We start from the raw sequence: 23,508 nt of genomic DNA on the forward strand, positions 1-23,508 counted from the left end.
AGCCTCGTTGCACTCGACAGCTCCTACAGGGGTTTCAGATCGTGCTCCAGTTCCGCGGAGCGATGGGCATAATCCACCGCCAACGCTCGAATTTTCGGATCCGTCGCGCTCGCCAACGCCTTACTGGCGACCCGCAAGAAATTCAGATTCCCGCCGTCCAGTGCCTTGTGCAGCCAGTCCAGCGCCTGGTCGATATCGCCTTCATCCGCCAGCACGGCGGCATAACTGAACTGCCCTCGAAAATCCCCGCCGACCGCCGAGCGTCGATACCAGTCACGCGCAGCTTGCGGATCCGCCGGGCAAACCCGCCCATCTTCCAAATAACGCCCCAGCAGGTTCATCGACTTTGCATGCCCCAGCTCAGCCGCGCAGCGATACAAATTCAGTGCTTGCAGCTGATCCTCAGTCACCCCGCGTCCGGTGGCCAACAGGTTGGCGTAGTTGTACATCGCCCAATCCAGACCGCTTTCAGCTGCAACGCGATAATGCGCAGCGGCAACTGACGCATCGGCAGGACAACCCCAGCCATGCTCACGACAACGACCGAGCATGTTGCGCGCCATCAAGTGACCGCCCTGAGCGGCAATCTCGAACCAGCGCAACGCCAGCGGCCGATCCTGCTCGATGCCCTGCCCATCCAGCAGAATCTGCCCGAGCAAGGCCTGAGCATCGAGTACACCTTCGCGGGCAGCGATCAGAATCGCCTGTGCCGCGCGCGCCGGGCTTTCGTCGAGCATGGCTTTGAGACGATCACCATCGAGGACTTCCTCGCGGCGCAGTTGATAACTCATACCTCGACCCAGCGACGCAAGAGGTTGTGATAAGTGCCGGTGAGGCGAATCAGCGAAGGGTGGTCGGGCATGTCCTGGGTCAGCTGCTGGATCGCCCCGTCCATCTCGAACAGCAAGGCGCGCTGGCTGTCTTCGCGGACCAGGCTTTGGGTCCAGAAGAACGAGGCGTAGCGAGTGCCGCGCGTCACCGCGTTGACTTTGTGCAGGCTGGTGCCGGGGTACAGAACCATGTCGCCGGCCGGCAACTTCACTTGCTGGGTGCCGAAGGTGTCCTGGATTTCCAGCTCGCCGCCGTCGTAGTCGTCCGGTTCGCTGAAAAACAGAGTGGCCGACAAATCAGTGCGCACCCGCTCGATGCTGCCCTTGGGCTGGCGCACGGCGTTGTCGATGTGAAAGTCGAAACTGCCGCCGGCCGTGTAACAGTTCAGCAACGGAGGGAAGACTTTGTGCGGCAACGCAGCAGACATGAACAGCGGATTTTTCCACAGCCGTTCCAGCATCGCCGCGCCCACTTCCTTGGCCAGCGGATGACCTTCCGGCAGTTGCAGATTGTGCTTGGCCTTGGCCGACTGGTAGCCGGCGGTGATCTTGCCGTCGGCCCAATCTGCCTGCTCCAGAGCCTCGCGGATGCGCTGCACTTCTTCTTTCGCGAACACGCCGGGAATGTGCAGCAGCATGGGATGACACCTGAAGACAAAGAGGCGTCAATGGTATTGATTCTTATTGCCCGTGTAAAACCCCTGTAACGAACGAGACACCTAAAACCGTAAGGGCAAATTGTAAAGAATGTAAATTAGTCGCGAATAGCAACGTTTCGCAATTGATACAAATACCTGTTTACCCTATATTCCGCGACCTCAAATCCTTGGGGAGGGGAATTCTCATGTCGCGCCAACAACCACAATTACCAGTCAGTTCACCGCGTTTGCTCGCGTCTGCAATTGGCGTGGCAATCACTGCCAGCTCTGCCGGCCACATGGCTTTCGCGGCTGAAAAAGTCGACGAAAAAGCACCGAGCAATGTGATTTCCCTGGGGGCTACTGCTGTCACCGGCGAAGCCCAGGACGAGACCTCCTACAAAACCGATACGTCGGCCAACAAGAAATACACTGCGCCGCTGCGCGAAACGCCGAAAAGCATCACCGTTATTCCACAACAAGTGATTCGCGACACGGGCGCCACCAGCCTGGTCGACGCGCTGCGCACCACACCGGGTATCACGTTCGGTGCCGGTGAAGGCGGCAACCCGGCCGGCGATCGCCCGATCATTCGCGGCTTCAACGCAGAAAGCGACGTGTTCATCGACGGCATGCGCGACCCGGCCTCCCAGAGCCGCGAGATCTTCAACGTAGAATCGATCGAAGTCAGCAAGGGCCCAGGATCAGCCTTCACCGGCGCCGGTTCCACCGGTGGCAGCCTGAACCTGGTGAGCAAGACCGCCAAACTGGGCAATTCGTACAACGGCGGTTTCACCTGGGGCTCGGACCAGACCAAGCGCACCACCCTCGACCTGAACCAGCAGATGACCGACACCTCGGCCTTCCGCCTGAACCTGATGAAGCACGAAGCCAACGTCGCCGGCCGTGATGCCGTGGACGTCAGTCGTTGGGGCGTAGCACCTTCCTTCGCGTTTGGCCTGGGCACCGACACCCGCCTGACCGTCGGCTACTACCACGTCGAAACCGACGACATGCCCGACTACGGCCTCCCGCTGACCTTGAGCCCCAACCGCAGCAAGTACAACGTCGATAAACCTGTGCATGTCGATCGCGACAACTTCTACGGCCTCACCGGTCGCGACTATCGCCAGACCAGCAATGACAGCGGCACCATCAAGATCGAACACGATCTGAATGATGACCTGACCGTGTCGAACAGCTTCCGCATGTCGCGTTCCACGCTCGATTACATCGTCACCAACCCGGACGACAGCAAGGGCAACGCGGCGCTTGGCAGCGTGTATCGCGGTGCGAAAAGCCGTAACTCGACGTCCAGTGGCTGGATCAACCAGACCGACCTGAGCGCCAGGTTCAACACCGGCGCCATCGAGCACAGCCTGGTCACCGGCCTTGAGTTTTCCTATCAAGACACCCACAACCGCCCGTACATCCTGACCTCGGCCGCCAGCGGCACCCGGTGCAATCGCGCCCTGTTCAACTCTGGCGACTGCACCAGCCTGCAAAACCCGACGCCTGGGGATCACTGGAACGGCTCGATCACCGACAGCGCCGCGTTCACCGACACCGACACCAAAACCGCTGCGGCCTACGTGTTCGACACACTGAAGTTCAACGAGCAATGGTCCCTGAACCTGGGCCTGCGTTACGACAACTACCAGGTCAAATCCAGCGGCCACGCCAACGCCAGCAGCACAGCGCCAGCGAACGACTTCTCCCGTGAGAACACCAGCGACCTGGTCAACTACCAGATCGGCGTGGTCTACAACCCGTTGCCTAACGGCAGCATCTACGCGGCTTACTCCACCTCCAGCAACCCGTCCGGTGAAACCAGCGGCAACGGTGGCCTGGACCTGGCGGCGAACAACAGTGATCTGGACCCGGAAAAGAACCGCAACTACGAGATCGGCACCAAGTGGGACTTCTTCGGTGACGACCTGTCGCTGACCGCCGCACTGTTTCGCACCGAGAAAACCAACGCGCGTATGAACGATCCGGATGGCGCCACCACGCAAGTGCTGGACGGCGAGCAGCGGGTCAATGGTGTGGAACTGAGCTACAGCGGCAAGCTGACCCGTAACTGGAAGGTCTTCGGTGGCTACACCTACATGGAAAGCGAAGTGGTCAAAACCACCCTCGCCGCCGATGAAGGCAATCACATGCCAAGCACCCCACGGAACAACTTCACCTTCTGGTCGACCTACGATCTGGTGCCGGACAAGTTGACCGTCGGCGCCGGTGCCACGTTCGTCGACTCGCAGTTCGGCAACGTCGCCAACTCGGTGGAGATCCCGTCCTACTGGCGCTACGACGCAATGGCCAGCTACGCCCTGACCAAGAACGTCGACCTGCAACTCAACGTGCAGAACCTGACCGACAAGCGTTACTTCGACCAGGTGTTCCAGACGCACTACGCCCACGTGGCGGCGGGTCGTACCGCCCTGCTGAGTGCCAACTTCCACTTCTAGCCCAAAACTGTAGGAGCTGCCGAAGGCTCGGGCCGCGTTCGGACGATCTTTGGCATCGCTGAAATTGCCAAAGATCAAAAGATCGCAGGCTTCGCCAGCTCCTACATAAGGCCAGGCCCCGTTCATCCAGGTGAACGGGGCTTTTGTGCGTAAAAAGAATGTTTCTCGACAACCCACGGCATAATGCGCGCCGTGATCATTATTTTCGAACGAACAAGGCGAGCGACGTGTTGAAGAAAACCCTGTTCCAGTTGCACTGGTTTTTCGGCATCAGCGCCGGACTGGTCCTGGCCCTGATGGGCATCACCGGGGCAACGGTATCTTTTCAGGATGAAATCCTGCGCGCACTGAACCCTTCTGTGCTGCAGGTCGAGAAGCAGGTTGCCGGCGTCCTGCCGCCCGCCGAACTGGTGGAAAAAATCGAAGGTGCCTCGGGCAAAAAAGTCTCGATGCTCTGGGTCGAAACCGACAGCGGTAACGCCGCGCGCGCGATCTTTACCCCGCCACCGGGCGAACGACGTGGGCAGATGCGCTACTTCGACCCGTACACCGCCGAGTTCATGGGCGACGCCACTGGCCAGGATTTCTTCGGCCTGATGCTGCAACTGCACCGCTTCCTCGCCATGGGCGATACCGGTCGGCAAATCACCGGCGCGTGCACGCTGATTCTGCTGTTCTTCTGCCTGTCCGGTCTTTACCTGCGCTGGCCGCGTCAGTGGAAAAGCTGGCGTGCCTGGCTGACCCTCGACTGGAAGAAAAAAGGCCGCAGCTTCAACTGGGATTTGCACTCCGTCGCCGGTACCTGGTGCCTGGTGTTTTACCTCCTGGCAGCGCTCACCGGATTGTCCTGGTCCTATGAGTGGTACAACAAGGGCCTGACCCGATTGCTTTCCGACTCACCGCAGAACGAGCGCGTTCGCGGCGGTCGCGGTCCTGCGCCAAGCGGCCCGGCGCCCATCGCCGATTACGCCGCGATGTGGAGCAGCATTTACAGCGCTGCCGGCCCGGCACTGAGTGCCTACAACATCCGCATGCCGCCCGTGGCCGGACAACCGGCCACCGTGTTCTACCTGTTGAACACCTCACCTCACGACCGCGCGCAGAACCAGATCACGCTGGACCCGGCGACCGGTATCGTCGCGCGGCATGATCGCTACAGCGACAAGAGCCTCAAGGCGCAACTGCTGACCAGCATTTACGCGCTGCACGTCGGCAGCTATTTCGGAATCATCGGGCGGATCATCCTGACGATCAGCGCGCTGACGATGCCGCTGTTTTTCATCACTGGCTGGTTGTTGTACCTCGATCGTCGACGCAAGAAAAAACAGATCAAGGAGGCCCGCAAAGGCCTCGCACAACCGGGTAGCGACGCGCCTGCATGGCTGATCGGCTTCGCCAGCCAGAGCGGCTTTGCCGAGCAACTGGCGTGGCAGACCGCCGGGCAATTGCAGGCTGCGGGCTTGCCGGTGAAGGTTCAGCCGCTGGCGGACGTCAGCGAGCAAGACTTGCGTGATTCCAGCAATGCGTTGTTCGTGGTCAGCACCTTCGGCGACGGTGAAGCGCCGGACAGCGCCCGAGGGTTTGAGCGCAAAGTGCTGGCCCGGACGTTGAGCCTGGAAAGCCTGAACTACGCCGTGCTGGGGCTTGGCGATCGCCAGTATCAACATTTCTGCGGGTTCGCTCGACGCTTGCACACATGGCTGGGCGAGCACGGCGGCAAGACCCTGTTCGCGCCGGTGGAGGTCGACAGCGGCGACCCTTACGCCTTGCGTCACTGGCAGCAGCAACTGGGTCTGCTGACCGGACAGGCGCCCGTGGACACCTGGCAAGCGCCAAGCTATGACAACTGGACCCTGACCCGTCGTGAGTTACTCAACCCTGACAGCAGCGGTTCGGGCGTTTATTTGCTCGGCCTCACCGCCCCCACCACCAGTAGTTGGCTGGCCGGTGACCTGGTGGAAGTGTTGCCGCGCAATTGTCCGTGGGCGATCGAACATTTCCTCGATGGCCTGGGCATTGACGGCCGCGCCACGGTTGCGCTCGATGGCCTGTCGCAAACGCTGGAGCAAGCCCTCGCCAGTCGACAACTGCCGGAAAACAGAGCTCACCTGGTCGGCCTGCATGCCCAGGCGCTGGTGGATGCGCTGGTGCCCTTGGCCATGCGCGAATACTCCATCGCCTCGATCGCCGCCGATGGCATCCTCGAACTGATCGTACGCCAGGAACTGCATCCTGACGGCAGCCTGGGTGTCGGCTCCGGCTGGCTGACCGAACACGCCCCGATGGGCGGCACCATCAGTTTGCGCGTGCGGCGCAACAGCGGTTTCCACCTGCCGACCGAGCCGGTGCCGATGATCCTGCTGGGCAATGGCACCGGCCTGGCCGGGCTGCGCAGTTTGCTCAAGGCGCGGATCGCCGATGGGCAGCAGCGTCATTGGCTGTTGTTCGGCGAACGCAATCGCGAGCATGACTACTTGTGTCGCGATGAGCTTGAGGAGTGGTTGATTTCGGGCGATCTGGAGCGGCTGGACCTGGCATTCTCGCGGGATCAGGCCGAGAAGATCTACGTGCAGGATCGACTGCGCGAATCGGCGGGCGAGTTGAAAAAATGGCTGGACGAGGGTGCGGTCATTTACATCTGCGGCAGCTTGCAAGGGATGGCTTCAGGCGTGGATCACGTGCTCAACGAAATACTCGGAATTGCAGAGGTCGACCGCCTGATCGAGCAAGGTCGCTACCGGCGTGACGTCTATTAAAAGTCCCCTCACCCTAGCCCTCTCCCCAAGGGGCGAGGGGGCTGACCGAGGTGTCTCACGTTATACATCGACCTGGAAAATCAAGTCGAACTCAGGCTTTGAAAACGATGAAAATCGGCTCCCTTTCCCCCTCTCTCCTTTGGGGAGAGGGATGGGCGGGCGGCGTTCCGATGAGGGGTCGATTTCAAGTTGAATCGCAAAATCCCGACTACAGTAAAACCTCCATCCCCCTTCACACGGACGTGAAGCATGCCCACCCGCCCCTCCTCCAACCAACGCCAATTCGCCCGCCACCTGCGCGCCAACCAAACCGACTGCGAACTCCTCCTCTGGCAAAGACTCCGCGCCCGGCAAATCGCCAATCTGAAGTTTCGTCGGCAGTTTCCGTGGCCGCCGTACATCCTGGATTTTTATTGCGTAGAACTGAAACTGGCCATTGAACTGGATGGTGGTCAGCATTATGAGGCTGGGGCAAAAACACATGACCGGCGTCGAACGCTTTACCTTCAGCAGCAAGGTATTGAGGTTGTGCGGTTTAGCAATCTGGAGGTAATTGAGCGGATGAGTGAGGTGCTTGAGCAGATCCTGAAGATTGCGGCGAATCGAACATCGCCCCCTCACCCTAGCCCTCTCCCAGAGGGAGAGGGGACTGACCGAGGCGTCTCACGTTACACGTCGACCTGAAAAATCGAGTCGAACTCAGGTTTCGAAAACAACACAAATCTGCTCCCTTTCCCCCTCTCCCCGCTGGGGAGAGGGCTGGGGTGAGGGGTGGATCTATCAGACTGGCTGCAATTTCTGTTCGAAAACAGAAACCCCATCCAAATCCCGCAACACCACACTCATCTCCCCCCTCTGCCCATCAATATTCACCTCACCAAAAAACTGAAACCCGGCAAACGGCGAGGTGTTCTGTGCCGGTGGTGCTTTCTCGAACACCACCTCGGGACCAAAGGTCTTATCCAGCGAATCAGGTCCGAAACTCCCCGCATTCAGAGGCCCGGCGACAAACTCCCAGAACGGTTCGAAATCCTGAAACGCCGCCCGGTCCGGGTGGTAATGATGCGCCGCGCAGTAATGCACATCCGCCGTCAACCAGACAAAATTGCGCACCTGCTGCGCCCGCAGAAAACCCAACAATTCGGCGATTTCCAGCTCACGTCCCTGGGCCGGTCCCGGGTCGCCGTTGGCCACGGCTTCCCAGCGCGCCACACCGGGGCTGACTTCGCCGTCCGATACGCCCAGGCCGATGGGCATGTCGGCGGCAATGACTTTCCATTGCGCACTGGAGGCTTTCAACGAAGCCTTCAGCCAGTCCAGTTGTTCTCGACCGAGGAAAGGTTTTGCGCCGCCAAGATTGTCGTCATTGGCCCCGCGATAGCTGCGCATGTCGAGCACGAACACATCGAGCAACGGACCGTAACCGAGCTTGCGATATATCCGCCCGCCGCCATCGGCGCTCTGCAACCGCATCGGTGCGTATTCGAGCCAGGCCTGACGCGCGCGGCCGACCAGGCTGTGGATATCTTTGCTCTTGTAGCGATCATCCAACTGCTTGCCCGGCGACCAGTTGTTAACCACTTCATGGTCGTCCCATTGCCAGATCTGCGGGACCTCGGCGTTGAAGCGGCGGATGTTTTCGTCCATCAGGTTGTAGCGGTAATTACCGCGATAGTCGTCGAGGGTTTCGGCGACTTTGCTCTTGGCTTCAGTGGTGATGTTGCGCCACACGCGGCCGCTCTCTGTGGTGAGCTGCGCAGGTATGGGACCGTCGGCGTAGATGGTGTAGCCGCTGTGGATAAAGAAGTCTGGCAGGCGCAAACGCATGGCTTCGTAGATGCGCATGCCACCGATGTCCGGGTTGATGCCGAAGCCCTGGCCAGCGGTGTCGCCGCTCCAGACGAAACGGAGGTCGCGACGGGTTTGCGGCACGCTGCGCAGATGGCCGAACCAGGGTTCGCTGGCGACGCCGCTCTGGGCGTCTTCGAAGTGCACTCGGTAGAAAATCGCCTGGTCGGCGGGCAGGCCAGTGAGTTCGACGCGGGCAGTGAAATCGGTATTGGACACGGCCAATGGCGAGACAAAACGACGGGGGTTGCTGAACAGGCTGCGGGTGTCCCATTCCACCACCATGCGCGCCGGGCGATCGCAGCGGCTCCAGATCATCGCCCGGTCGCCCAGCACGTCGCCGGACTGCACGCCATCGGTGAGTTGCGGCCGATCCTTGACCGAAGCGATCACCGCCGGCGCCAAGCCTGGCAACAACAGCCCGGCACCGACGGCTTGTATGACACGACGACGGCCGAGGTCGAATTCGCTCATGAGGTTCTCCCTGAAAAGGAAAACTAAAACACGCCCGCATGACTCAGGCATGACACAAAAATCTGCCAGTGCAGCAAATCCCCTGTGGGAGCGAGCCTGCTCGCGAAAGCGGCCTGACAGTCGACGTCTATGTCGAATGTGAGTCCGTCTTCGCGAGCAGGCTCGCTCCCACAGGATTGGGTGTCAGGCGTTAGCCGGTTCCAGCGCCAGCTCAACGACTTCCGGCCGCTTGAGCACCGCATACGCCACCGCCGTCAGCAAACTCCCGGCCACAATCGCCAGCAAATAAAGCAGCGCATGGTTGATCGCATTCGGGATCGCCAGCACGAACAAACCGCCGTGCGGCGCCATCAGTTTGCAGCCGAAGTACATCGACAACGCACCGGTCAGCGCACCACCGGCAATGCTCGCCGGGATCACCCGCAGCGGGTCTTTCGCGGCAAACGGAATCGCGCCTTCGGAGATGAAGCATAGCCCCAACACCAACGCCGCTTTACCGGCTTCGCGTTCGGTCTGGGCAAACTTGCGCCGTGCAATAAACGTAGCGATGCCCAAGCCAATCGGCGGCACCATGCCGGCTGCCATGGTCGCGGCCATCGGTGCATAACTTTGCGACGCCAGCAGCCCCACCGAGAACGCATACGCGGCTTTGTTGATCGGCCCGCCAAGGTCGACGCACATCATCCCGCCCAGCAACACACCGAGCAGAATCGCGTTGGTGGTGCCCATGCTGTCGAGGAAGTGCGTGAGCCCTTCGAGCATTCCGGCCACCGGTTTGCCCACCACGTAGATCATCACCAGACCGGTGAACAGACTCGCCAGCAGCGGAATGATCAGGATCGGTTTCAGCGCCTCAAGACTTTGCGGCAAGCGCGCATAACGGTTGATCGCCTGCGCCGCGTAACCGGCGATGAAACCGGCAATGATCCCGCCGATAAAACCGGCGCCCAAGGTGCTTGCCAGCAGACCGCCAATCATCCCCGGCGCCAGGCCCGGACGGTCGGCGATCGAGTAGGCGATGTAACCCGCCAGCAGTGGCACCATCAACTTGAACGCGGTCTCGCCACCGATCTGCATCAGCGCCGCCGCGAGCGTGCCCGGCTCCTTGAACGCCGTAATGCCGAACACAAACGACAAGGCGATCATCAGACCGCCCGCCACCACCATCGGCAGCATGAACGACACGCCGGTCAGCAGGTGTTTGTAGACGCCGGTTTTCTCTTGCTTGGCCGGGCCTTTGGCACCGCTCGAAGCGGTTTCCTGCGTGCCTTCGGCCAACGCTTTGTTCAGCGTCACCTCGGCTTGTTTGAGGGCGATGCCGGTACCGCAGCGGTAAATCTTCTTGCCGGCAAAACGCTCGGTGGCGACTTCGATATCGCAGGCCAGCAGCACCACGTCCGCATCGGCAATCGCCGCTGCACTCAACGGATTGCGCGCACCGACCGAGCCCTGAGTCTCCACTTGCAGGTCGTAGCCCAGACGCTTGGCCGCTTGCTGCAAAGCCTCGGCAGCCATGAACGTGTGAGCGACGCCGGTCGGGCACGCGGTAATCGCGACCAGGCGCGGGGCGTTTTTTACGGGGGCTGCAGGCTCGGCCACGGCTTCGGGGGCGACGTAAACCCGAGCCTCTTCAGCACCGCGACGCAGCACCGCTTCGACATCTTGCAGGGCTTGCGCCGGAGTGCTTTGGAACACCCGCTTGCCGACGAATCGCGACATGTCCACCGGCGCGCTGGTCACCAGCAACACCCACTCGGCCGCCTCGATCGTGGCCGCCGACAATTGGCGTTCAGGGTGCGCGGCATCGTTGACTTCGACACTGGTGCTCCAGCCCTGACGCTGAGCCGCCGCGTCGAGCAAACGGGCGCACAGCACACTGGTGACCATGCCGTTCGGGCAGGCCGTAACAATGGCTAACTTCATGACAAACCCTCTTATTGTTCTGTCAGGGTGCGCATGCGCACGCCCTGTTCGAGCCGCGCCAACTGCGTGGCGTCGCCAATACCGAAACCGATCTGGGTGACCGCCATCGCGGCAATCGCCGTGGCGGTGCGCAAGGTCTGTTCAGGCGTGTCGGCGCTGAGCAAACCGTGGAGCATGCCGGCCAGTAACGAATCGCCCGCGCCCACGGTGCTGACGACACTGACCTTGGGTGGCGTGGCATGCATCGCCGAGCCGACACTGAACCAGTTCACGCCATCGGCGCCGTCGGAGATCACCACGTGCTCGATGCCTTGAGCATGCAAGCGGCTCGCGGCTTGCGCTTGCGCTGCCACCGAAACCACCTCGCAGCCCAGCACATCGGCCAGTTCTTCGGTGTTCGGCTTGATCAGCCAAGGGCCAGCCTTGAGCGCCGCCCGCAAGGCTTCACCACTGGTGTCCAGCGCCACGTTCAAACCGAGATTTTTCAAACGCACAATCAATGCCTGCAACCATTGCGGACTGATGCCTTGGGGCAAGCTGCCGGCAACGACGACCGCATCATGATCGGGTGCAATCTGATCAAGTCGATCAAGCAATGCCTGCTGCGCGGCTTCACTCACCAAGGGTCCCGGACCGTTGATGTCGGTGATGCGTCCATTGCTTTCCGCCAGTTTGATGTTGCTGCGCGTCTCACCCGGAACACGGATGAACGCGTCGACAAACCCGCGTTTGGCGAACAGCGTTTCGAACGCTTGAAGGTTGTCCTCCCCGAGGAAACCGCTGACCGTGAGCTGATGCCCAAGGTCCGCTAGCACTTGCGCCACGTTCACGCCTTTGCCGGCGGCATGCGTGTGCATCTCGTCGCTACGGTTGACTTGGCCGGGGGTCAGCAGCGGCAACTGGACGGTGAGGTCCAGCGCCGGGTTGAGGGTCAGGGTCAGGATCTTGGCCATTACAGGGCCTCCACTAGTGCGCGCACTTCATTGGCGCTGCCCACGGCCAGGGCCTGTTGGGCAAGGATTTGGGTCTGGGCCAGGCTGAGTTCGCGAACCCGCGCCTTGACCTCGGCAATGCTGCGACCCGACACACTGAGCTCGTCCACACCCAGTCCGACCAGCACCGGCACCGCCAGCGGATCGGCCGCCAACTCGCCGCACACGCCGACCCACTTGCCGTGGGCATGCGCCGCGCGCACGGTGATGTCGATCAGTTGCAGCACCGCCGGGTGCAAGCCGTCAGCCTGGGCCGACAAGGTCGGATGACCACGGTCGATGGCCAGGGTGTATTGGGTCAGGTCATTGGTGCCGACGCTGAAGAAGTCGACCTCTTTGGCCAGCACCGACGCCAGCAATGCAGCCGACGGCACTTCAATCATGATCCCCAGTTGCAGGTCGGCAACCGGAATTTCCAGACGCAGACGTTCGGTCATGTCCCGCGCCTGGCGCCATTCATCGACGCTGCCGACCATGGGAAACATGATCCGCAGTGGACGGTTGTCCGCAGCGCGCAGCAACGCGCGCAACTGCGCTTCCATGATGTGCGGACGTTGCAGGGTCAGGCGAATACCGCGCACGCCGAGGAACGGGTTTTCTTCTTTGGCGATCGGCCAATACGGCAGCGGTTTGTCACCGCCAACGTCGAGGGTGCGCACCACCAGCGGCCGACCGGCCAGACCATCGAGGACGCGACGGTATTCGACTTCCTGAGTCGCCTCGTCCGGCGCTTGCGAGTGGGCCATGAAAATCAGTTCGGTGCGCAGCAGGCCAATGCCTTCGGCGCCCTGCTCCACCGCGCTGGTGACGCCCGCGCTTTCACCAATATTGGCGAACACTTCCACCGCATGGCCGTCAGTGGTCAGTGCCGGTTGATGGCGTTGTTCGGCGGCCGCTTTCAGACGCAGCTCGCGGGTATCGCGCTCTTCGGTGGCACGTTGCAAGGTCGCCGCGTCGGCGTCCACGTGCAGGCGACCGCGTTGGCCATCAATCAGCAACGGCGTACCCGGCGCCAGGAGCAACACCGCCGGCCCCGCGCCGACCAGCGCTGGAATCCCGAGGGCTCGGGCGACAATCGCGCTGTGAGCGGTGGCGCCGCCACGGGCGGTGAGGATGCCGGCGACGCGTGCCGGATCAAGGCGGGCGACATCGGACGGACCGACTTCATCCATCACCAGAATGTACGGTTGCTCCGGCTCGCTCGGGGTTTCGACGCCACTCAGTTGCGCCAGCACTCGACGGCCGATATCACGCAAGTCGGCGGCGCGCTCGGCGAGCAAGGCGTCCTGCAGCGATTCCTGTTGTTTGGCCGCCGCTTCAATCACCGCCATCCACGCCGCTTCGGCGCTTTCGCCCTGCTTGAGACGGGTGTCGACTTCATCGGTCAATTCCGGGTCGTCGAGCATTTCCTGGTGGGTGATGAAGATCTCGCGAATGGCTTTGGACTTGCTGCGTTCGATCAAACCTTCAATGTCGCGACGCACGTCCGCCAACGCCTGCTGGAGACGCTCGCGCTCGATCGCGGCAGACTCACCGCGCAGCGGGTAATCAATGGTTTGCAGCACTTGAATGTGCGCCGGGCCGATGGCGATGCCCGGTGCGGCGGCGATGGCCTGAACCAGACTGCCGGAGGCTGGCGCGAGGACCACTTCGGCCACATCGGCGATCACTTCGCGCTGCTGGCTCACGGCTGGCAACGGCTCGACTTCTTCACCGAGGCCTTCTTCGATGGCGGCCAGCAAGGCTGGCAAGGCATCGGCGGCGATGCTCGGTTCGGCGACAAATTCCAGCACCTGACCGCGACGGGCGCCGAGGCTGAGCAGTTTGCTCAAGCTCTTCACCGACACGGCGCTGTCCTGGCCATCGACGATGCGTACGCGGATTTCACCTTCAAAACTTTTCGCCAGTTGCGCGAGGATCTTCGCCGGACGCGCGTGCAAGCCGTGGGCGTTGGCCAGGGCGATGCGAGCGCTCGGCCAATCCGCCGGCAGCTCACCGCCCAGGACTTCAAGGACTTTACGGCTGCTGGTGGCCCGGCCCAATTCGTGGCCGCGACCTTCGATCAGCAACGCACAAAGGCGTTCGAGCAAGGCCTGATGGGCTTCACCGAGGCTGGCCAGGCAAAACAGACCGCTGAGCGGCTGGCCGAGGTAGCGCATGGGTTTGTCCGGCGTGACGAAGGCCAGGCCCGGACGCTTGACCGTTTGCTCGCTGTGCAACCACCACAGGCCATCGCCCAGCGGCAGCGCGTCGACCTGCTGCAACACGGCGGAGAAACCGTTGCTCACACAATCGGCCTGACGCAGCAAACGCGCACCGCGCCAGACCAGCTCTTCGAAGTCATCGGCGGACACACCGAGGCCGATCATCTGTGCATCCAGCGCCAGTTCTTGCGGCGCGCCTTGCAGCAGTTTCAACAAAGCTTCGGCGGAACTGGCGCGACGCAGCGCCTGGCCCAGGTCGGTTTCGCCGAGGGCGCGGGTCAGCAGTTGCAACAGGCGCAGGTGTTCGTCGGATTTGGCCGCAATACCGATCGCCAGGTAGACGATCTGACCGTCGCCCCAGTCCACGCCTTCGGGGAACTGCATCAGCCGCACGCCGGTGGAAAACACCTGATCGCGGGTTTCCGGCGTACCGTGGGGGATGGCAATACCTTGACCGAGAAAGGTCGAGCCCTGGGCTTCGCGCGCCTGCAACCCGGCGAGATAACCCTCGGCCACCAGGCCATCGGTGACCAGATGCTGCGCCAGCAGGTGCAACGCTGCGGACTTATCCACAGCCGATTGGCCCATGGATATCTGCTCTATGGTGAGCTCGAGCATGCTTTCTCCTTTTTGGCGTCTTGTGACGCCAGGTATTGTTTTGAATGATTCAGCTTAGGCCCTTAGTCATAACTTTTGGCGGTTTCGCGGCAGAACCGGCAAAGGAGCCCATAACGTAGAAAATACGCTTGCTGAAACGTTTAATCTAGAATGATTGGCACGTTACTCGATAATGTCTCATCCTTGAAGTCCAATTGTCGGATGCGTCGCAACGATGGTCGTCTGCCTTAATCGGGTAGGATTGGCGAAAATGTCGAGGCAAGCTCGAAAAAACAAGGAAAACCCGGGTTGAAACTCAGTGATATCGCCCAGCTGGCCGGTGTGTCCGTTACCACCGCCAGCTATGTCATCAATGGCAAGGCAGAACAACAACGTATCAGCAGCGCCACCGTCGAGCGCGTGCGCGCGGTCGTCGAACAACATGGCTTTACGCCCAATCCCCAAGCTGCCGGGCTGCGCAGTCGGCACACCCGCACCTTGGGTTTCATTCTGCCGGACCTGGAAAACCCCAGTTACGCGCGCATCGCCAAACTGCTGGAACAAGGCGCCCGGGCTCGCGGCTATCAGCTGCTGATCGCCAGTTCCGACGATGCACCGGACAGTGAACGGCAATTGCTGAAACTATTCCGGGCCCGGCGCTGCGATGCATTGATCGTTGCCAGTTGCCTGCCGGCCGGCGATGACAGCTATCGCCAATTGCAGGCCAAGGGCATTCCGATCATCGCGATCGACCGGGTCATGGAGCCTGAGCATTTCTGCTCGGTAATCAGTGATGACCGCGAGGCCAGCCTGCAACTGACCCGCAGTCTACTGGACCCGCTGCCCAAACAGATCGCACTGATCGGCGCACGCCCCGAACTGAGCATCAGCCAGGAGCGGGCGGGCGGTTTCAGAGAAGCGTTGGCCGGTTTCAAAGGCGAAATCCTGATCGAACACGGCGAGTCGTTCAGCCGTGAGTGCGGCAAACAGTTGATGGAAGAACTGCTGCAGCGTCTGGGCCATTTGCCGGATGCGCTGGTGACCACGTCCTACGTGCTGCTTCAGGGCGTATTCGATGCCTTGCACGACTTCCCGCTCAAAACCCGCCCGCTGCGGCTCGGCACATTCGGCGACACGCAACTGCTGGATTTCTTGCCGCTACCGGTCAATGCCATGGCCCAGCAGCATCAGCTCATCGCCGACAAGGCGCTGGAACTGGCCCTGGCCGCCATCGAGCAATCGGATTACCGACCCGGCGTGCAGGCCATCGCGCGGACCTTCAAGCAGCGTATTCGCCAGGACTGAACCGTGGAGCTGATCGACAGCCACACTCATCTGGATTTTCCGGACTTCGACGAGGGTCGTCAGGCGCTGCTGGCCGAGAGCCGCGCCCTCGGGGTGCGGCGGATGGTGGTGCTGGGGGTTTATCAGGGCAATTGGCAGCGGGTCTGGGATCTGGTGCAGAGCGATCCCGATCTGTATGCGGCGTTCGGATTGCATCCGGTGTATCTGGATGATCATCGTCCCGAAGACCTGACGGCACTCGGTGACTGGCTGACTCGGTTAACCGGCCATCGACAGCTCTGCGCGGTGGGCGAGATCGGTCTGGATTACTTTATCGAAACCCTGGACCGTGAACGTCAACAGGTACTGTTCGATGCGCAACTGCAACTGGCGGCGGACTTCAATCTTCCCGCGCTGATTCATGTGCGACGTAGCCACGCGGCGGTGATTGCCACGCTTAAACGGTTTCGCTTGAAACGCGCGGGGATCATTCATGCCTTCGCCGGCAGCAAAGAAGAAGCCCGTGAATACATCAAGCTCGGTTTCAAACTGGGCCTGGGCGGTGCCGCGACGTGGCCTCAAGCCCTGCGCATGCATCGTGTGCTGGCCGAATTGCCGCTTGAATCGGTGGTACTGGAAACCGATTCGCCGGACATGGCGCCCGCCATGTTCCCCGGCCAACGCAACAGCCCGGCGCATCTGCCGGCGATCTGCTCGGCATTGGCCGGGATCATGGCAATCAGCCCTGAGCAATTGGCCGCCGCCAGCACGGTCAACGCTTGTGAGCTGTTCAACTGGTAATCAGTCGGCGTGGGCTTTGGCGGCTTCCAGCGTCAGCGTCATGTGTTGCCGGTGCCGGGCAAACCGCATGACGGCGAAATAGACGAAAATCGCCAACAGCGAAAAATTCAGTTGCTCCACGACGCTGAACATCCCGATCCACTCCAACACCAACGCCACCAGCAACGCGGTACAAACCATGACCAACGTGCTCGCCCGCAGCAATGCCAGGGAGTCGAGGGACTTGAAGCGCTTGATCTGTTTCGGATCGTTCAGTTGCAACGCTTTCTGGCAGTGGGAACACTCGAACGCTTCGTTGATCGCAATGGCGTTGAGTTGCCAGGGTTTGAGCAGAAGTGTGCTCCCGCAATGAGCGCAATGACCCTGGATTCCAATCGTTACAGCTGACATAACCGAGCCTCCTCAGGGCAGGTCCAAGTGATTGATCTTCCGTCATTAAAGACCAAAAACCAGACGACGGATGAAAACCGGACATTGCCTACCTGAGAAGGGAACAAATACTACAGACGGAGCATAAAAACCTGTGGGAGCGAGCCTGCTCGCGAATCGGTATATCACTCAACATTGATGTCGACTGAAGACCGCTTTCGCGAGCAGGCTCGCTCCCACAGGTGTGCCGGGGTGGCTTCAGACCCGGAACGCGCTGATCAGTTGCTTCAACTCCACCACCTGAGCCGACAACGCGCGACTGGCGTCCTCCGTCTGGTGTGCACCTTCGGCAGTACGCTCACCGGCACGGTTAATCTCGACAATATTCTGGTCGATGTCATGGGCCACGGCGGTCTGCTGCTCTACCGCGGCGGCAATTTGCTGGTTCTGATCGACAATCATGCCGACGGCACCGAGGATGTTTTCCAGCGCTTGCTGAACCTTTTCCGACTGCCCCACCGTGCCGTTGGCCATCTGATGACTGGTCCCCATCGCCTTCACCGCGGCGCCGACACCGCTGTGCAGCTTGGCGATCATCTGCTCGATTTCCTCGGTCGATTGCTGGGTGCGCTTGGCCAGTGTCCGGACCTCGTCCGCCACCACCGCAAAACCACGACCCTGCTCACCGGCCCGAGCGGCTTCGATGGCGGCGTTGAGGGCCAAGAGGTTGGTCTGTTCGGCGATGCTCTTGATCACCTCCAGCACACGGCTGATGGACTGGCTGTCGCTGGCCAGCTGATTGATCACCAGCACCGACTGGTCGATCTCACTGGCCAGTGCAGCGATGCTGCCCTGCTGGGATTCCACCAGCCCGCGCCCGCTGATGGTCTCATCGTTGACGCTATGAGCGCTGCTGACCGCTGCTGCGGCACTGCGTGCAACCTCAAGGGAGGTGGCCGACATCTGGTTCATGGCCGTGGCGACCTGCTCGATCTGCGTGCGCTGACCCGCCACCGCCTGGTTGCTCTGAGCGGAAACGTTCTCCACCTGCCCGGCCTGGCGCTCGACCTCAGTGACGGTCTGGCCGACCCGCTCGATCAGGTCATGGATTTTCTTCACGGTGCCGTTGAACACCTCGCCCAACTCGCCCAGTTCATCGCGACTGTTGGCGCTGAAGGTCACTGTCATGTCGCCGGCCGCGACCTTGTCCATCACCGCGCCAAGACGCTTGAGGGTGGTGCGGGTCGAGGCGTAGAAGCCGCCATAGAGGTAAAAAATCAACACGAACACCACCGACAGCGCCACGGACTGCAAGACCATATGGGCGCGGTTCTGCTCCAGTCGCTGTTGCAGCTGGGTGCCGAGAAACTTCAGGGTGGCTTCGTTGAGTTGGTACGTCTGGTCCATCAGGCCCGTGACCTGATCGTAAAAACCCTGCCACGGCGCATCCAGCGTGTCGGCCATCACCACCTGCTCTTCGAACAGTTCACTGGCCTTTTTCAACGATGCCTTGCTGCTATCGGCCTGAGCGGCCAGGGTTTCCCGTGCCGCTTTGCTGGAGCCCAGCGCGTCCTGCAACTTCAGGGCATATTCGGCGTGCAGTTTTTCGATCTGCGCCAGCAACTCATCAAAACGGGTACTCGATGCCGAGTTGAGAAAGCCCTGCCCCAGCGAAAAAGAGCCCATCGCCCGGCCTTCGCCCAGAAGCTGGGTCACGGGCGGGGTGACATTGGTAATGAGTTCGCTCAGCTGGCGCATGTCGCTCTGGGTGTCGCGGCTGAGGCCGGCCTGACTGGCGATGATCTGGCTGAAAATTTGCGCGTTGCCGAGCAACTTGCCGATCATCGCGCTTTTGCTTTGCAGGGAGTTTTCCGCTTGCTGGGCCTTGAACGCGGTGATCATTTCATCGCGCTTGCCATCGAAAACCACGATTTGCTCGGGGTCCGCGGTCATCGCCGTCAGCCCTTGCAAACGGGTCAGCACATTTTGCCCCAGGGTACTGATCTGCGACTCGACATTGCCGGCCTTGCCGGACTGACCAAGGGTGACGTTGATCTGCACCAGGTTGTTCAGGGTTTCCAGATCGCGCCGTAACGTCAGGCTGCTGCCCAGCAGGTCAAGGCTCTGCAGCTCGACCCGGGTGCCCTGGAATTCTCGATAAGAATCGCGCACCAGATAGAAGTTGGTCACCAACATCGGCACAAGGAACAGCACGCTGATCAGGCTGAACTTCATGCCAAAGCTCAGGCGATTCATCAGCGCGACGGCGGGATAGAGCAAGCTCTTCACTGGAAGTCTCCCTTTGATTTCTTATTTTTATTGGCAGGCGCGGGTCGACAGCAGATAGCCACTATTCGGCGCTAGCTCTGTATAGCTTAAATCGGCGGGAGGTTTTGTAACTTAAGGTTAACGAAAAAGATCGCAGCCTTCGGCAGCTCCTACAGATTTACACGATCCCTGTAGGAGCTGCCGAAGGCTGCGATCTTTTAGGCTTTCAAGCAGATATCAAGGCAATACGGTCCACAACGCAAAGCCGGCGTACCAGAGCACTGCCGCGCGCAGCAGCAGTTCCCAGATCCGGTCGAGGCTGTTGATGCCGTCAGGCCCGACCACCGGCGCCGGGATTTCACCCGCCACCAGCCCGACCTTTTCGATCAATTGGGCGGCGCTGATGTTCCAGTTCAGCAGCTCGTGCAACATCACTCGGCCGACCGCGACAAAATTGCCGACCAACGCAAAACTCGCCGCCAGCAGACGCACCGGCACCCAGTCGAACGCATGTCGCAGTTTTACGGCGCGCTCGACCACGGCCGGGTTCTGCCCGTGCTCTTCGGCCAGGGCCAGCAGTCGATAGCTCAGGGCTGCAACCGGCCCCAGCAGGAAGTACCAGAAAATCACCGCGAAAAAGCTCTGATAAGCCTCCCACAGCAAATGCCCTTCGACCCGTTCCAGCAGTTGTTCGCCGCTATCGGCGCAGATACCCACATCGCGGTCCGCTACATGAGCGGCAGCTTGCAGGTCTTCCCGACGCCAGGCATCGCGAAACGGCCCGAGACCGGCCAGCAGATCACCACGACCCAGACTGTAAATCACCACCAGCAGGTGCACCGGCAACACCAGCAGACCGTAAGCCACCGGGTCCAGTACCAGCAGCAGCAAACCCAGCAGTGCCACTGGCAACAACACCAGTATCACCAGGATCAGCCACGGACTTTTCGCCAGACGCGGACTGACCTCAAGCTTGTTCAGCTCGCGAACCCATCCACCATCGCGCTGAACCCGATGACGCAGGGCCGAGAACTTCTCGATCCAGACCGCCAACAGCAACACCAGAAAACTCATTGTTGTTCCTCTTTTGCCAGGGCCGCCCGATAGCGTGCCCAGTCGAACGCCGGCCCAGGATCGGTTTTACGCCCGGGTGCGATGTCACTATGCCCGCAAATGCGCTGTGCGGTGATGGCCGTGAACACGCTTTGCAGCTGCCGGGTCAGGGTCGTCAGCGCTTGATACTGAGCGTCGGTGAACGGCAGATCATCCGTGCCTTCAAGTTCGATGCCCACGGAAAAATCGTTACAGGTTTCCCGCCCTTCGAAACTCGAGACGCCGGCATGCCAGGCACGCTCAAGACAAGAGACAAACTGAGTGACGGTGCCGTCACGTTCGATCAGAAAGTGCGCAGACACACGCAGGTCGGCGATCCCTTCAAAGTAGGGGTGCTCCGTGACATCCAGACGATTCTGGAAAAATTCCTGCACCTTGCCGGTGGCGAATTGCGCAGGCGGCAAACTGATGTTGTGGATCACCAGCAGGGAAATTTCGTCCGAGGGGCGCGCATTGAAGTTGGGCGAGGGGCAAATATCTACGCCCTGACACCAACCACTCGCGGGGTCCAACTGCATACAGGTTCCTTCAACGACGACTGTGTAGGCGCCAGTATGCCGCGATAGACCCTCGGCGCGCGATCACTTGCCGTGATTGAGGCGCCGCAGGTTGCCGATCACCGACTCCAGCGCCCGGTCGAACAGCAAAGTGTCGTCCAGCGCGCGCACCGCGCCACGACGGAACTCCAGCGCCAGACCGGTGCGGCTGCGTTCCAGCACTTTCATCCCGGTGCGATTGACGAAAATGTACTTGCCGGTGGCTTCAATGATCGCCACCAACTTGCAGCGAAGGGTGTTTTCCTCGTCTTCCTGAAACTCGACCCAGCACCCTAACCGCAGCTGATCAACCTGAAGCAGACCGGCATCGTCTTCCGGCAAGCGCACTGACGCCGTATCGACTGGCCCTTCGTCCGCGGTTCGGAGGACGACTTTCTGCAGCACTTGGACCATTACCGGCGTATCGACAGGCTGTTCAAGCTTTTGCCCTGGACGTTCGAACAGCTGAACGTGCAAGGCTTCCAGCTCACTGAAAAATTCGCTGGTGGCGAACGGATCGAAGGCCGAACCGCTCAGCCCGTCACGCAGCGACTTGAGCAACCCAGGCACCAGCGCCAACAAGCGCAGGCTCGCATCGGGTTCATCATGACGCTGCACGCTCCAGATCAATTGCTCCATCGACTGCACATCGGCGTCCCACTCGGCCGACTGATCGCCGTGCTTGAGACAGGTCAGCAGCAGCACCTGACTCCACGCTTCCAGGACAAACACCACCACCCGTTGCGGCAATACTTTGCCCAACAAGGCCTGATTCAGTACCTGTTCAACGCGCTGACGGGCCAGCTCAGTCCTGGCGCGTCCTTCTTCGGCGTCACGGGTACGTTGCTCCAGCAGCTCACTGCGACGGCGCTCGTCGCTGGTGAAGGCGAGAAAATCCGCCAGCAATTCGGAAAACACCGCCGGATCATCGGCAAAATCGTTCAGCAACCGTTGCACCACTTGCTCGATGCGCAGATACAGGCTGTCGCGCTCATGGTCATCGCACTCGCCCCAGCCCATGGCTGCGGTGGCGATTTCATTGAGCAGGCGTCGGGCCGGGTGACTGCTGCGGCTGAAGAAGCTCTTGTCGAGCACCGCCACTTTCAGCATCGGGATCTGCAAACGGCCGATCAACGCCTTGAGCGAATCTGGCAGGTTGCGGTCATCGAGGATACATTCGAAAAGCATGGCGATCAGGTTGATCACGTCTTCGTCAGCCACCCCAACCACACGTGACTTGCCACTTTTGACGCTGACCCGGGTCAGCAGTTGTTCGAGCTGGTTTCGCAGATCGAAGTCGTCCTGGGCTGCCGGCGCCGGCACATATTGCTGCAAGTGCGAGAGCAGCCGCATTAGGTCGCGGGTGGAAATCGGCTGTGTCTGGGCACTGGCTTCAAGAGTCGGCGCGACACTGCCACGCACGTGAAATAGCAATTCCTGCAACGCGGCGAAGACTTCCTGCACGCTGTCGTCGATCGGTGGGACACCTGCGCAAGTGTTGGCCGGCGCGGGTTCAGCTCCGACGCTGGACGCCGCACGATCCTTGGCCCGACGCGCAGGGGCGGGCTTAAGGTCAGGCAGAACACCGGTAGCGATCAGCAACTGATTGGCTTCGGCGTAGAGCTGATTGGCATCCCTGAGCACATAGCGCTCGAACAGTTTGAGGATGATCAGCTTGACCTTGATCTCCACCCCCAGGTTGCCCCCGGCCTGCAAAAAGTACTCGCAGAGCATCGCCGGCCCCATGGGGTTGTGCAGATCGAGCAGTTCCCTGCCCAACAGTGCGCTGAGTCGGGCGGTCAGTTGGTCCAGGGCGAATCCGTCGTGGTTCAGCACTTTGCTGACCATCGCCTCCACTGCCACGCTGCGCTCCATGTCGTCATCGGGCAGCGCCACCGAGGCGTCGAAGGCCAACGTCTGGGGCAAGGCAGTTTGAGTGATGTCGTACTGGGTGAGGCTGACAAAAGCCGCGAAGAATTGTTCGAAAAAGCCGCGTTCGATGTTTTTGCGCTTGAGGCGCAAGTCGCGCATGGCTTCGAAGAAGAGGTTCTGTTCGACGTCATTGCGGGCCCGGTCGGCCATTTCGAACAGCGTGTCGTCGGCGTTATCGAACAGTTCCTGCAAACCATGCCTGAGCTGTTGGGCGGCCTTGTCGCGAACCTGAAGCAGAATCACAGGCAGGCGGGCGAGCGGCGAGTGAGTCGCCTGGTCGGTAGCAACCTTGTGCAAAGGCACTACATTCCCGTCGTTGTGCATTCAGGCCTCCTGAAACGGTGAGTCTTCGAATAATCGTCAATCCAAATCCACGTCAAAGCCATGACGTCAAAAGCAAGGCGGATTATCTTGCAAAAGATGTCCCCTCTACCAGCAGACTCTGCGTTTCCCATTGAAATAGACGCTTATGGCA

16 protein-coding genes are annotated in these 23,508 nt (G+C 60.8%); 5 read left to right on the plus strand and 11 right to left on the minus strand.

Features of this window, described 5'->3' with window-relative positions:
- Positions 1–23 precede the first annotated feature (23 nt).
- Together EAH74_RS24200 and EAH74_RS24205 are read right to left on the minus strand one after the other, a co-directional pair.
- Positions 24–791, minus strand: coding sequence for a tetratricopeptide repeat protein (locus EAH74_RS24200; protein WP_140681603.1), 768 nt, complete (start codon positions 789–791; stop codon positions 24–26).
- Positions 788–1,468: a Fe2+-dependent dioxygenase gene (locus EAH74_RS24205; RefSeq protein WP_140681605.1), complete on the minus strand. Its 681-nt coding sequence runs from the start codon at positions 1,466–1,468 to the stop codon at positions 788–790. The genes EAH74_RS24200 and EAH74_RS24205 overlap by 4 nt, the downstream gene beginning before the upstream one ends.
- Positions 1,469–1,674: 206 nt before the next feature.
- Here EAH74_RS24205 and EAH74_RS24210 point away from each other — a divergent pair, with 206 nt between their 5' ends.
- The 3 genes from EAH74_RS24210 to EAH74_RS24220 all read left to right on the plus strand — a co-directional run bounded on the left by EAH74_RS24210 (position 1,675) and on the right by EAH74_RS24220 (position 7,376).
- On the plus strand, positions 1,675–3,936 hold the full coding sequence (locus EAH74_RS24210; protein WP_140681607.1) for a TonB-dependent receptor: 2,262 nt from the start codon (positions 1,675–1,677) through the stop codon (positions 3,934–3,936).
- A gap of 227 nt (positions 3,937–4,163) precedes the next feature.
- Positions 4,164–6,692, plus strand: coding sequence for a PepSY domain-containing protein (locus tag EAH74_RS24215; protein ID WP_140681609.1), 2,529 nt, complete (start codon positions 4,164–4,166; stop codon positions 6,690–6,692).
- 249 nt (positions 6,693–6,941) lie between these two features.
- Positions 6,942–7,376: an endonuclease domain-containing protein gene (locus EAH74_RS24220; RefSeq protein ID WP_140681611.1), complete on the plus strand. Its 435-nt coding sequence runs from the start codon at positions 6,942–6,944 to the stop codon at positions 7,374–7,376.
- A gap of 96 nt (positions 7,377–7,472) precedes the next feature.
- Here the strand turns inward: EAH74_RS24220 and EAH74_RS24225 are convergent, their stop codons facing one another.
- From EAH74_RS24225 to ptsP, 4 genes are all read right to left on the minus strand, one after another.
- The gene (locus EAH74_RS24225; RefSeq protein ID WP_140681613.1) at positions 7,473–9,014 is read right to left on the minus strand and encodes an alkaline phosphatase D family protein; all 1,542 of its coding nucleotides are present in this window, start codon (positions 9,012–9,014) and stop codon (positions 7,473–7,475) included.
- A gap of 183 nt (positions 9,015–9,197) precedes the next feature.
- Positions 9,198–10,937, minus strand: a complete 1,740-nt coding sequence (locus tag EAH74_RS24230) for a PTS fructose-like transporter subunit IIB (protein WP_140681615.1) — start codon at positions 10,935–10,937, stop codon at positions 9,198–9,200.
- 11 nt (positions 10,938–10,948) lie between these two features.
- Positions 10,949–11,890 carry a 1-phosphofructokinase gene (pfkB, locus tag EAH74_RS24235; protein WP_140681617.1) on the minus strand — a complete coding sequence of 314 codons (942 nt, stop codon included), beginning with the start codon at positions 11,888–11,890 and terminating at the stop codon, positions 10,949–10,951.
- Positions 11,890–14,751 carry a phosphoenolpyruvate--protein phosphotransferase gene (gene ptsP, locus EAH74_RS24240; protein WP_140681619.1) on the minus strand — a complete coding sequence of 954 codons (2,862 nt, stop codon included), beginning with the start codon at positions 14,749–14,751 and terminating at the stop codon, positions 11,890–11,892. The genes pfkB and ptsP overlap by 1 nt, the downstream gene beginning before the upstream one ends.
- Before the next feature lie 288 nt (positions 14,752–15,039).
- Here ptsP and cra point away from each other — a divergent pair, with 288 nt between their 5' ends.
- Positions 15,040–16,035, plus strand: a complete 996-nt coding sequence (cra, locus tag EAH74_RS24245) for a catabolite repressor/activator (protein WP_140681621.1) — start codon at positions 15,040–15,042, stop codon at positions 16,033–16,035.
- A gap of 3 nt (positions 16,036–16,038) precedes the next feature.
- Positions 16,039–16,815: a TatD family hydrolase gene (locus EAH74_RS24250; protein ID WP_140681623.1), complete on the plus strand. Its 777-nt coding sequence runs from the start codon at positions 16,039–16,041 to the stop codon at positions 16,813–16,815.
- On the opposite strand, the gene EAH74_RS24255 is transcribed toward EAH74_RS24250, so the two are convergent.
- From EAH74_RS24255 to EAH74_RS24275, 5 genes are all read right to left on the minus strand, one after another.
- Entirely contained in the window at positions 16,816–17,205 is a 390-nt protein-coding gene (locus EAH74_RS24255) for a hypothetical protein (RefSeq protein ID WP_140681625.1), read from the minus strand. It abuts the gene before it with no gap.
- A 237-nt stretch (positions 17,206–17,442) separates the two neighbouring features.
- Entirely contained in the window at positions 17,443–19,473 is a 2,031-nt protein-coding gene (locus EAH74_RS24260; RefSeq protein WP_140681627.1) for a methyl-accepting chemotaxis protein, read from the minus strand.
- 216 nt (positions 19,474–19,689) lie between these two features.
- Complete coding sequence (gene ampE, locus EAH74_RS24265; RefSeq protein ID WP_140681629.1) at positions 19,690–20,526, minus strand: regulatory signaling modulator protein AmpE; 837 nt, start codon at positions 20,524–20,526, stop codon at positions 19,690–19,692.
- Entirely contained in the window at positions 20,523–21,083 is a 561-nt protein-coding gene (gene ampD / locus EAH74_RS24270; protein ID WP_140681631.1) for a 1,6-anhydro-N-acetylmuramyl-L-alanine amidase AmpD, read from the minus strand. The genes ampE and ampD overlap by 4 nt, the downstream gene beginning before the upstream one ends.
- Positions 21,084–21,146: 63 nt before the next feature.
- The gene (locus EAH74_RS24275; RefSeq protein ID WP_140681633.1) at positions 21,147–23,357 is read right to left on the minus strand and encodes a DUF1631 domain-containing protein; all 2,211 of its coding nucleotides are present in this window, start codon (positions 23,355–23,357) and stop codon (positions 21,147–21,149) included.
- Positions 23,358–23,508 lie beyond the last annotated feature (151 nt).

The organism is Pseudomonas mandelii (assembly GCF_006438925.1).
In the GTDB taxonomy this organism is placed as follows: Bacteria; Pseudomonadota; Gammaproteobacteria; order Pseudomonadales; family Pseudomonadaceae; genus Aquipseudomonas; species Aquipseudomonas mandelii_C.

Bases quoted from the DNA above. Each gene is read 5' to 3' on its own strand.
- EAH74_RS24200 (WP_140681603.1), bottom strand. From the start codon at position 791: ATGAGTTATCAACTGCGCCGCGAGGAAGTCCTCGATGGTGATCGTCTC.
- EAH74_RS24205 (WP_140681605.1), bottom strand. From the start codon at position 1,468: ATGCTGCTGCACATTCCCGGCGTGTTCGCGAAAGAAGAAGTGCAGCGC.
- EAH74_RS24210 (WP_140681607.1), top strand. From the start codon at position 1,675: ATGTCGCGCCAACAACCACAATTACCAGTCAGTTCACCGCGTTTGCTC.
- EAH74_RS24220 (WP_140681611.1), top strand. From the start codon at position 6,942: ATGCCCACCCGCCCCTCCTCCAACCAACGCCAATTCGCCCGCCACCTG.
- EAH74_RS24225 (WP_140681613.1), bottom strand. From the start codon at position 9,014: ATGAGCGAATTCGACCTCGGCCGTCGTCGTGTCATACAAGCCGTCGGT.
- EAH74_RS24230 (WP_140681615.1), bottom strand. From the start codon at position 10,937: ATGAAGTTAGCCATTGTTACGGCCTGCCCGAACGGCATGGTCACCAGT.
- pfkB (WP_140681617.1), bottom strand. From the start codon at position 11,890: ATGGCCAAGATCCTGACCCTGACCCTCAACCCGGCGCTGGACCTCACC.
- ptsP (WP_140681619.1), bottom strand. From the start codon at position 14,751: ATGCTCGAGCTCACCATAGAGCAGATATCCATGGGCCAATCGGCTGTG.
- EAH74_RS24255 (WP_140681625.1), bottom strand. From the start codon at position 17,205: ATGTCAGCTGTAACGATTGGAATCCAGGGTCATTGCGCTCATTGCGGG.
- ampE (WP_140681629.1), bottom strand. From the start codon at position 20,526: ATGAGTTTTCTGGTGTTGCTGTTGGCGGTCTGGATCGAGAAGTTCTCG.
- ampD (WP_140681631.1), bottom strand. From the start codon at position 21,083: ATGCAGTTGGACCCCGCGAGTGGTTGGTGTCAGGGCGTAGATATTTGC.
- EAH74_RS24275 (WP_140681633.1), bottom strand. From the start codon at position 23,357: ATGCACAACGACGGGAATGTAGTGCCTTTGCACAAGGTTGCTACCGAC.